Annotated in this window: 10 protein-coding genes and 1 pseudogene; 7 read left to right on the top strand and 4 right to left on the bottom strand. The window is 72.0% G+C overall.

What is annotated here, in order from left to right; all coding sequences use genetic code 11:
* Positions 1 to 210 (top strand): hypothetical protein (locus tag JWR81_RS17940; protein ID WP_297653675.1); only part of this gene is annotated, 210 nt, incomplete at its 5' end.
* A gap of 926 nt (positions 211 to 1,136) precedes the next feature.
* Here the strand turns inward: JWR81_RS17940 and JWR81_RS17945 are convergent.
* The gene (locus tag JWR81_RS17945) at positions 1,137 to 1,568 is read right to left on the bottom strand and encodes a carboxymuconolactone decarboxylase family protein (protein ID WP_297653678.1); all 432 of its coding nucleotides are present in this window, start codon (positions 1,566 to 1,568) and stop codon (positions 1,137 to 1,139) included.
* Positions 1,565 to 2,278 carry a GntR family transcriptional regulator gene (locus JWR81_RS17950; RefSeq protein ID WP_297653681.1) on the bottom strand — a complete coding sequence of 238 codons (714 nt, stop codon included), beginning with the start codon at positions 2,276 to 2,278 and terminating at the stop codon, positions 1,565 to 1,567. The genes JWR81_RS17945 and JWR81_RS17950 overlap by 4 nt, the downstream gene beginning before the upstream one ends.
* Before the next feature lie 275 nt (positions 2,279 to 2,553).
* On the opposite strand from JWR81_RS17950, the gene JWR81_RS17955 reads away from it, so the two are divergent.
* The 6 genes and pseudogenes from JWR81_RS17955 to JWR81_RS17980 all read left to right on the top strand — a co-directional run bounded on the left by JWR81_RS17955 (position 2,554) and on the right by JWR81_RS17980 (position 8,403).
* Positions 2,554 to 3,405: an ABC transporter permease gene (locus tag JWR81_RS17955; RefSeq protein ID WP_297653684.1), complete on the top strand. Its 852-nt coding sequence runs from the start codon at positions 2,554 to 2,556 to the stop codon at positions 3,403 to 3,405.
* Complete coding sequence (locus tag JWR81_RS17960) at positions 3,402 to 4,262, top strand: ABC transporter ATP-binding protein (protein WP_297653688.1); 861 nt, start codon at positions 3,402 to 3,404, stop codon at positions 4,260 to 4,262. The genes JWR81_RS17955 and JWR81_RS17960 overlap by 4 nt, the downstream gene beginning before the upstream one ends.
* Complete coding sequence (locus tag JWR81_RS17965; RefSeq protein ID WP_297653692.1) at positions 4,259 to 5,257, top strand: ABC transporter substrate-binding protein; 999 nt, start codon at positions 4,259 to 4,261, stop codon at positions 5,255 to 5,257. Before JWR81_RS17960 ends, JWR81_RS17965 begins: the two co-directional genes overlap by 4 nt.
* A 133-nt stretch (positions 5,258 to 5,390) precedes the next feature.
* Entirely contained in the window at positions 5,391 to 6,695 is a 1,305-nt protein-coding gene (locus tag JWR81_RS17970; RefSeq protein ID WP_297653695.1) for an MFS transporter, read from the top strand.
* Between the two features lie 28 nt (positions 6,696 to 6,723).
* Positions 6,724 to 7,458, top strand: a complete 735-nt coding sequence (locus tag JWR81_RS17975; protein WP_297653697.1) for an enoyl-CoA hydratase/isomerase family protein — start codon at positions 6,724 to 6,726, stop codon at positions 7,456 to 7,458.
* A gap of 5 nt (positions 7,459 to 7,463) precedes the next feature.
* A pseudogene (locus tag JWR81_RS17980) lies at positions 7,464 to 8,403 on the top strand (NADP-dependent oxidoreductase).
* Here the strand turns inward: JWR81_RS17980 and JWR81_RS17985 are convergent.
* Both JWR81_RS17985 and JWR81_RS17990 read right to left on the bottom strand, forming a co-directional pair.
* Positions 8,400 to 8,957, bottom strand: coding sequence for a carboxymuconolactone decarboxylase family protein (locus JWR81_RS17985; RefSeq protein WP_297653700.1), 558 nt, complete (start codon positions 8,955 to 8,957; stop codon positions 8,400 to 8,402). The pseudogene JWR81_RS17980 and the gene JWR81_RS17985 overlap by 4 nt on opposite strands.
* A complete protein-coding gene (locus JWR81_RS17990) occupies positions 8,954 to 9,775 on the bottom strand; it encodes an IclR family transcriptional regulator (protein ID WP_297653703.1) in 822 nt (273 codons plus the stop codon). The genes JWR81_RS17985 and JWR81_RS17990 overlap by 4 nt, the downstream gene beginning before the upstream one ends.
* Positions 9,776 to 10,053: the final 278 nt, after the last annotated feature.

The raw sequence follows: 10,053 nt of genomic DNA on the forward strand, positions 1-10,053 counted from the left end.
CCGGAGTGCGGTGAGGTGGCCGAGGTGCTGCAGCGCCCGGTTCTGTCGAGCACCGATGGACCTGTCGAGCTGGGCCGGGTCTGCTGCGCGCGGGGGCACTGGTTCCTGCTGCCGATGGCGATGCTGAGCAGTGCACCTGGCGGCCACCAGGCGCAGAGCCGAGGTGGGCGCACATCGCACGGTCATCCTCGACGACCGTGGGACCCGTGAGCTCGTGGTCCGGGGTGGCCGCTTCATCGGCTCGCCGCCGCCCTGGACGAGCTCCATGACGACCGGGCCGACCGCGGTGTCCGGATCGACGACGACGTCGTCGATGACAACCCGCCGGAGCGCGGCCTGTAGCCGCAACTCGGCCGGTCCTGACCCGGTTCAGCACCACACCGTTGCAGAGCCCGGCGGCAGAGGAAGAGCGTGCCGACGCCCCGCCGACACCGAGGCAAGACCACCGAGCAGGAGCAGTAGGGGCGGGCGATCTCCAGCAGTGCCTCGCCCCCCACCCGGGCCGCACCGCGTCGTGCCGGCCGCGATAGAGCAGCCGCGGCTGCTTAACTTGGCCCTTTCGGGTGGACTGACTCTCGAACGCGGGAACCAGTTTCGCCGAACACCACGGGCGGCCTGGCCCAGCTTGGTGCCCCCTCCGAGCCCGGCCGTCCCCCGGCGCAGTCAGTGCACGGCACGTCAACCTCGACACTCAACGCCAAGCACTCGACGATCTCGACAGCGGCCTGTCCGACGACGCTGACAGCTGAGATCGCGACCGATGACAGCGGAGTACGAGCCGGTCGCCTCAGCGCGGAGAGCGTTGCTGTCACTTATCGCTGTCAACGCCACATCTGCTGCCGAGACCGGTCGAACCACTCCAGCCAACGGTCCACCGGCAAGATCAGCTGAACGCACGTATCCGCCGGTAGAAAGCAGAAGGGGCGGTTCCCCCGTCGAAGGGAACCGCCCGTTCCGGCCGTCGGGACGACAGGATGTGAACCTACGACCCCTTGACCCCCAGCACACCGGACTACACGCTCCTGCACGTCACGGACGGCGTGGTCCCAAGCTCGCCACAGGCAGTCAATCTGTGCAGCCCGTGACCGGACCTGATGCCGACGGCCACCCGCGTTCCAGCGGGTGAGGTCAGGACGTCATCCGTTGCCCCCGGAACCACCCTGGTGGACTGCAACACTCGGCTCGAGCCCGTCCGCGCCGACGACCTCCTTCCACGCGTCGAAGCCCGTCTGGAACGCGACGATCCCCGCCTCCGGCAGGCTGATCTCGATGGCCTCGAGGATCTCCTCGGGGCTGACGCCGAGGTCGAGCGCCACCCGGATGTGGCTCTGGATATGACCCTTCGACGCCCGCATCACCGTGAGACTGACGATGAAGATCAGCTCCTTGGTGCGCCGGTCGAGCCGGCGCTGATCCAGGTAGGCGGCACCGACCAAGCCGTTGGCCGCCTGCAGGACCGGGAAGTCCTGCTTGGCCATGACCTTGTGGTAGTCGAGGACGTACCCGCGGTCGCGGGCCATCCCGTCGATGTACTCCTGCGCCCCGGGGGCGGCGTCGGTGGTGGTCATGGTGGTCCTCTCCGGATGTCGGTGTTCGGATGGCCGGGTGCGTCGTGGGGCGGGCGGGACCGCAGCTGCTGCAGCGCGACGGCAGCCGCGGAGCGGACGTGGGCGGTGCAGGCCGCCCACGCGGCGTCGGCGTCGCCGTCGCAGGCCGCCATCGTGATGGCCCGGAGCTCGCGCCGGGTGTGGGCGATGCGGCCCGGGGCCTGCAGGGTGAGCCCCCGCAGCAGGCTGGTGCGGGCGTGCACGCCGCGCAGCGTGCCGCGGACGACGTCGTTGCCCGCGCCGTCGAGCAGCGCGGCGTAGTAGGCGTCCTTGGCGGCGAGCATCGCGGCCAGGTCACCGCTGGTCAGCGCCGTGTCGACCGCTGCGAACCGGCGGCGCAGCTCGCTGCGCTGGGCAGGGTGGGCCCGCTCAGCGAAGGCGCGCCCGGCCAGTGCCTCGAGCACCTCCCGCACCTCGTAGAGGGCGATCGCGTCGGCCTCGGTGACGGTGGCGACGACGGGCCCGCGCTGGGGCACCATCGCGACCAGCCCCTCGGACTCGAGCTGCCGCAGCGCCTCGCGGACGACGGTGCGGCTGACGCCGTACCGGTCGCAGAGCACCCGCTCCACCAGCCGCTGGCCCGGGGCGAACTCCGCCGCGACGATCGCCGCGCGGAGCAGCTCGACCACCTGCCGCCGCAGGGGCGCCGCCTCGCGTCGCAGCTCGTCCATCGCACCTTCCTGCACCGGCATACCGTAATACCGTCTTCCGATCTGTCAAGGCGTTGGGCACCCGCGACGGCGACTCCTTGACGTGGGGGAGGTCACTGTCGTATACCTTGCGCAGTTCGTTGAGCGGGACAACCGTTTCGCCTAAGGGAACAGCAAGATCCGCGGGAACTGCTCGCCGCGGGCGCCACCGCGCCCCGCGACCGACGACGTCTCCGGCCACCGCGGCACGAAAGTCAAGGGCAGCTGCACGGTCGAGCCCTGAGAGGTCGCGACACATGACGGACACGCACACGGACGCCGCACCCGCCGCCGCGCACGCGGTGCGGCCGGTACCGGCCCCGCTGGTCACCCTCGAGCGGCTGGGCCTCTGGGCCCGCTACCGCAGCCCGGTCCTCGGCGCCGTCGGCATCCTCGTCCTGCTCGTCGTGTGGCAGGTCGTGTCCGGCCTGGGGATCATCGACCCGCTCTACATCAGCTCCCCCGTCCGGATCGTCGAGGCGGCGCCCACCGCGTTCGCCGACGACGGCTTCCTCACCCACATCGCGGTCAGCGGCCAGGAGTTCCTGCTCGGGATGCTGCTGGTGGTGGTGACGGGCATCCCGTTCGGCCTGCTCGCCGGCTGGTACCGCACGGTCCGCGAGCTGAGCGACCCGCTCGTCTCGGCGCTGTTCGCGACGCCGGTGGTGGCGCTCGTGCCCATCCTGGTGCTGACGCTGGGCATCGGGGTCGGCTCGAAGGTCGCCTTCGTCTACCTGCTGGCGGTGTGGCCCGTGGCCATCAACACCACCGCGGGCATCCGCGACATCGACCCCGGCATGATCCGCATGGCCCGGACGTTCGGCTCCGGCGACTGGCGGATCTTCCGCACGATCGCCCTGCCCGCCAGCGTCCCGCACATCATCGTCGGGCTCCGCAACGCCGTGTCGCGCGGGATCATCGCCGTGGTCGTCGGTGAGCTCTACGGCGCGCAGGCCGGCATCGGCTACTACCTCAACCAGACCGGGCAGATCTTCCAGACCGACCGCTACTACTTCGCGGTCGTGTTCCTCGCGCTGGTCGGCGTCCTGCTCGGCCTCGGGCTCTCGGCGATCGAGGCGCGCGTCTCGGGCTGGAAGGTGGACCGGTGAACGGCGTCAAGCTCGCCGCTGAGGGCGTGTCGATCGGGTACCGGACGCGGGAGGGCCGCAACATCCGGACCGCCACCGTCGTGGACGGCGTCGACCTGGAGGTCGCCGACGGCGAGTTCCTGTGCATCGTCGGGCCGTCCGGATGCGGCAAGACGACGTTCATGACGGCGATCACCGGCATGCTCCCGCTCTCGGCCGGCCGCTTCGAGCTCGACGGGAAGCCGATCACCGGCCCGGGCACCGACCGGGCGATGGTCTTCCAGGGGGCGCAGCTGCTGCCGTGGCGCACGGTCCGCGGCAACGTCGCCTACGGGCTGGAGGTGCTGCGCCGGGACCGCGCGGCGAAGCAGGAGCGAGTCACCGAGCTGCTCGACCTGGTGGGGCTCGCCGACTTCGCCGACCACTATCCCCACCAGCTCTCCGGCGGGATGCAGCAGCGCGCCAACCTGGCCCGCGCACTGGCCGTCGACTCCGACGTCCTGCTGCTCGACGAGCCCTTCGCCGCACTCGACGCCCAGACCCGCGAGCTCATGCAGGCGGAGCTGACCCGCATCTGGGCCGCCCAGCGCAAGACCTCGATCCTCGTCACCCACTCGATCAGCGAGGCCGTGTTCCTGGCCGACCGGGTGGTGGTCTTCGGGCCGCGCCCCGCCCGCGTCCGGAAGATCGTCCCGATCGACCTCCCCCGGCCCCGCCGGCTGGACGTCAAGCACACGGCCGGGTTCCGGGAGCTCGAACGGACCGTGTGGGACCTGATCGAGACCGCCGAAATCGAGACGGCAGATCTCGAGACCGCAGATCTCGACGCCGGGTCCCCCGTCGTCGATCCCGCCCCTGTCGAAAGGGAAGCACCGTGAGATCACTCAGGTGGGCCGCCGGCATCGCCGCCGTCGCCCTCGTCGCGAGCGCCTGCGGATCGCCGGCGGCGCCGCCGGCCGCGGACGGCGGCGCGACCCGCACGATCAAGATCGCCGTGGGCGCGACGACCGCGGCGTCCATCCCGCTCTGGGTCGGGATCGACCAGGGCGTCTTCGCCAAGCACCACCTGGACGTCCAGATGATCACGCTGTCGGGCACCAAGGCGCCACCGGCGCTGGCGAGCGGGTCGGTGCAGCTCTCCGACTCGGGGATCTCGGACCTCGCCGGCGCGATCGTGGCCGGCGCGCCGATCACCATCGTCGGCACGACCTACCCGTTCCAGTTCTTCCGGATGTACGGGAAGAAGGGCATGACCTCACCCGCCGAGCTGGCCGGCAAGACCATCGCGGCGAGCAGCGCGGGGTCGGCGTCCGACACAGCCATCCAGAGCGCGATGGCGTCCTCCGGCCTGCAGCGCGGCAAGGACTACCAGGTGACGTTCATCGGCGACAACGGCGCGCGCAGCGCCGCCCTCGAGAAGGGCGTGGTGGACGCGATCATGGTCTCGCCGCCGACGGCGCAGCTCGTGGAGCAGAAGGGGTTCCCCGACATCGCCGACCTCATCACGGCCAAGGACCCCTATGGCTACTCCAGCTTCGGGGTTCAGAAGAGCTGGGCCGCGGCGAACCACGCCGAGCTCGTCGACTTCCTGTCGGCCTACGCCGAGGCGGTCGACCTCAGCAAGTCCAACAAGGACGCCGCCTACTCGGCCGCGAAGAAGAACCTCAACCTCACCGACCAGAAGGTGGTGGAGGACGTCTACGCCGTCAGCGTGGGCGTAATGCCCGCGTTCCCCACGACGGACGTCGCGACCGTGGCGGCGACCATCAAGCTGAGCCAGAACCCGGCCGTCGTGAAGGCGGACCCGGCGAGCCTGTTCGACAACTCGTTCGTCACCGAGGCCCAGCAGAAGGCGGGCACGGGCGGCGCCTGACGCCTCCTTGACACACCGCCGAACCCGATCCTAACCTCCCGTTTTCACAGGGAAACGGGTGTTTCGCTGAAAGGAACGGATACGCAATGCTGCCACCGACGTTCCGTCTCACCCCCTCCACCCGGGCCGTCCGATGAGCACCGACGAGCGACACCCCGTCGGTGTCACGACGGCCGACGCGCCCGCCGCGGCCGAACCGCCCACCCGGATGACGGGCTACCTCTGGCTGGTGCTGGTCTCCGCGTTCCTCGCGTGGATGTTCGACTCCATCGCGCTCAACGTCTTCAACCTGATCCTGACCCCGAGCATGAGCGAGCTGCTGCACACCACCGAGCGCGCGGCGATCGTCGGCACCGGCGGGCTCATCGTCGCCATCAAGCTGGTGGCCTGGGGCATCGGCGGCACGATCTTCGGCGTGCTCACCGACCGGTTCGGCCGGGCCCGCATCATGCTCGTCACGATCGTCATCTACGCCGTCTTCACCGGGCTGAGCGCGCTCGCGCAGAACTGGGAGCAGCTCGCGGTCTTCCAGGCGATCGCCGGGCTCGGGATCGGCGGCGAGTGGGCCGCGGGCGCGGCGTTGCTCGCCGAAAGCCTCCCGGAGCGCCTGCGGCCGCGACTGATGATCATCATGCAGCTGGCGTTCTCGGTCGGCTACTTCTTCGCGGCCGTGGTCAACCTCGGCGTCGGGACGGCGAGCTGGCGCTGGGTCCTGGTGTGGTGCGCGGTGCCGGCCGTCCTGGTGATCGTGCTGCGGCTGTTCGTGAAGGAGCCCGAGCGGTGGGTCCGCACGCAGCAGCGCCACGACCGCAGGCTGGGCAGCCTCCGGCGCCTGTTCGAGCCCGACCTGCGCCGCCGCACGCTCGGGGGCCTGTTCAGCGCGATGGCGCTGATGGTCGGCTCGTTCGCCGCCACGACGTTCGCCCCGTCCTGGATCGCCGAGATGTCGGCGTCCGCGGGGCCGGCCCAGATCGCCCGCTACTCCAGCTACTTCGCGATGCTGCTCAACGGCGGCGCGATCCTCGGCTACATCGCGCTCATCTGGCTCACGGTGTCGCTCGGCCGGCGCGGCTCGTACTTCGTGTTCTGCCTCGGCTCGCTGATCACCGCGGTCGCGATGTTCACCCTGGCCCGCTCGACGGGAGCGGTGCTGTGGGCCGCCCCGATCGCCGGCTTCTTCATGCTCGGCGGGTTCGGCGTGTTCGCGGTCTACCTGCCCGAGCTGTTCCCGACCGCGGTGCGGGCCACCGGCCAGGGCTTCTGCTTCAACTTCGCGCGGATCATCACGGGCGTCGGGACGCTGACGACGGGCGTGCTCGTCGGCACGCTGGGCTCGTTCCCGATGGCGGGGCTGATCGTCTCGCTCGTGTTCGCGGTCGGGCTGTTCACGATCTGGATCGGCCCCGAGACGCGCGGCTGGCGGCTGAGTGACTCATGACGGGACAAGGGAACGGGAGGGGGTCGGGGTGACGTCGGGATCGAGCGGTTCGTTCGTCGACTACTCCGAGGACGGCCAGGTGGCGCGGATCCGCCTCCAGCGACCGGACGAGGCCAACCGGATCCACAGCATGATGATGCGCCAGTTCATCGAGGCGTTGCGGCACGCGACGGACGCCGCAGTCGACGTCGTGCTGATCACGGCGGCGGGCCCGGACTTCTCCGTGGGCCGCGACCAGCAGGAGACGCTCCCGCCCGGCATGTCGAAGCTGGACAACACCGGGCTCATCGTGGAGGCCAACCGGCTGCTCGTCGGGTTCCCCGGCATCACGGTGGCCGCGGCGCAGGGCCGCGCGCTCGGGTTCGGGTGCGGGGTCGTGGTGCAGAGCGACATCGCCCTGGCCGCGGACACCGCCCTGCTGGGGTTCGACGAGGTCCACCACGGCACCGCACCCGCGTTCGTCATGTCCTACCTCGAGGACTACGTCGGGCCGAAACGGGCGCTGGACCTCATCGTCACGGGACGGGTGCTGCCCGCCGCCGAGGCCGAGCGCTACGGGATGGTGTCGCGCGTCGTGGCCGAGGACCTGCTTCCCGCGGCCGCCGACGCGCTGGTGGAGGGGCTGCTCGGCAGCCCGGGCGAGCTGCTCGCCCGGTGCAAGGCCTACCTGCGGGAGAACCGGACGGTGGCCCCGGCGGACCGGCTCGACCACGCCTTCGGCACGTTCGCGCGGCGCCTCGGTGCCGTGGCCCCGGCGGTCTGACGGCGATGCCCGCGGCGATCCGGTTCGACCGCTACGGCGGGCCCGAGGTGCTCGCACCCGCGCAGGTCCCGCGGCCCGAGCCGGCGGCGGGGCAGGTGCGGCTGGCCGTGGTTGCGGCGGGGGTCAACCCCGTCGAGTGGAAGATCCGGCGCGGCGACATGGCAGGCGGTGACGGGGCCCGCAGCGAGCCGCTCCTCGCCCCCCGCGGGCTTGGCACGGACGTTGCCGGCGTGGTCGACGCCGTCGGGCCCGGCGTGACGGCCCTCGCCGAGGGCGACGAGGTGTTCGGCCGCGCCCACGACGCCTACGCCGAGCACGCCCTCCGACGACCTGGTGGCCAGGCCGGCGGGCCTGCCCTGGGAGGTCGCGGCGAGCCTCGCGATCTCGGGCGAGACCGCGTACCGCACCCTCGGGCTGCTGGGCGTCACGGGACGGGGCGCCGCGGGCACGACGCTGCTGGTTCACGGCGCGTCCGGCGGAGTCGGCACGGTCGCGGTGCAGCTCGCCGCGTTGCGGGGGGCGCGCGTCATCGGCACGGCCGGACCGGCCCAGCTCGACCGCGTGCGGTCCCTGGGCGTCAAGGCCGTGCCGCACGGCGCGGGCTGGGCCGGGCGGGTGCGCGCGCTCGCGCCCAACGGTGTCGACGCCGTGCTCGACCTGAGCGGCCACGACGTGCTGGAGGACAGCATCGCGCTCGCCGGCGGGCCGGACGCCGTCGTCACCATCGCCGACCGCCGCGCCGCGGAGCTGGGGGTCCGGTACTCGCGGGGCCTACTGCACCGGGTCGGAATGGCGGAGGTGTTCGCCGACCTGCTCCCGGCCCTGCTCGACGGCCGGATCACCGTGCACGTGGCGCACCGCCTCCCCCTGGCCGAGGCCGCCACGGCGCACCGCATCAGCGAGGAGGGCCATCCCGGCGGCCGGATCGTGCTCGCGGTGCGCTAGCGGCCGGGGACGCGGAAGGTCGCGAGCACCCCGGCGAGCATCCGGTAGTAGCCGACCAGCGTGACCAGCTCGAAGACCGTGGCGCGGCCGAGCACGGCCACCGCCTCGGCGTAGAGCGCGTCGTCGAGGTCGCCGGTGTCGAGCAGGGCGCGAGTGCAGCGCACCACGGCGGACTCCACGTCGTCGGCGGCCATCGGCCGCGCGGTGCGCAGCGAGGCGATCTCCTCGTCGGACAGGCCCGCGCGGCGTCCGTGCTCCTCGTGCGCGGTCCACTCGTAGGCGCTGGAGCAGTGGTGGGCCACCAGCAGCGTCGCCATCTCGCGGGCGCGGTCGGGCAGCGCGGACCGGTAGCGCAGAGCTGCGCCCAGCGCCTGCACGGCGTCCCCGACCGGCGGGCTGAGCAGCATCGCGTTGAACGGGCCGCCGAGCCCGCCCGCCTCGTCCACCAGCGAGCCGCTCACGCTCCGCGGACCGCCGACGATCTCCTCGTACAGGCGCCGCTGGTCGGCGTCGAGCTCGTCAGGCCGCAGCCGCTCCAGCCGGGGCGCGTTCACGGCCGCGCCCGGGCGCCGAGGTCCAGCGTCGCGGTGGCCAGCCGGTAGCCGGCCGCGGCGAGGATGGCGGAGGCGTCGTCGGCCGCGGAGGTCAGCGCGGTGGCGTAGCGCTGCTCGTCCGATTCGCGGAAGCGGTTGTCGGGCACGGTGAGGCACACATCACCGACGACCCTGCCGTCGGCGTCGCGGATCGGCGCGGCCACGCCGACCGCACCGGGTGTGCGCTGGCCGCGGGTCAGCACGTACCCCTGACCGCGGGCCCGCGCGCAGAACTCCTCGACGGCCTCGGCCGTGGGGAGCGTGTGCTCGGTGACCGGCTGCGGGGGGTGCTCGCGCAGCAGCCGGGCCCGCTCCCCGTCCTCCAGGAACGCCAGGACCCCGAGCCCCGCCGCTCCCGCCCAGAGCGGGCGCCACGTGTGCAGCTCGACGACGTAGCGCAGGGGATGGCTGGTCTGCACGCAGTCGACGAGCATCAGCTCGCCCCGGCGGGGGTCGAGCAGGCCGAGCATCGACGTCTCGTCGACGTCGGCCGCGAGCTTCTCGAGCACCGGCCTGCCGGCGGCCTGCACCGAGAACCGCGAGGCGAGCCGGCCGAGGCGCACCAGCTCCAGGCCGCCGTAGTAGGACCCCTGGTCGTCGCGCCGGACCAGCGAGCGCTCCTCGAAGGCCTGCAGCAGCCGGTGCACCGTGGTGGGCGACGTGCCCATCCCCCGGGCGATCTCACGCACGCCCAGCGGGCCGTCCGTGCCGTTCTCGGCGAGCCAGGTCAGCAGGTCGAGCGCCCGCCCCACCGGGTCACGCGCGGTGGACCCCGCCATCAGCGCCTCGTTTCCCGCGGAGGTGCGTTCCGTTGGACGACGCACCTGTTTCGTTGGAAGTCAACGTAGGTCGACGGACCGATCCCAGTCAAACACGCCACGCGACCACCGGCCCGGCGATCGGCCGCGGAACCGGACATCGGACGCACAGCGCCACGCCTGCTTGACAAGGCTTCCCGGCCGGAGTCACGATCCTCGGCATAACGGAACGGACGTTTCGTTGAGAGGAACATTCGTCGACGAGGTCTGCCGCAACGGCGGAACCGGCCCGTCCGGGA

Source organism: Pseudonocardia sp., assembly GCF_025965585.1.
Taxonomy (GTDB): Bacteria; Actinomycetota; Actinomycetes; order Mycobacteriales; family Pseudonocardiaceae; genus Pseudonocardia.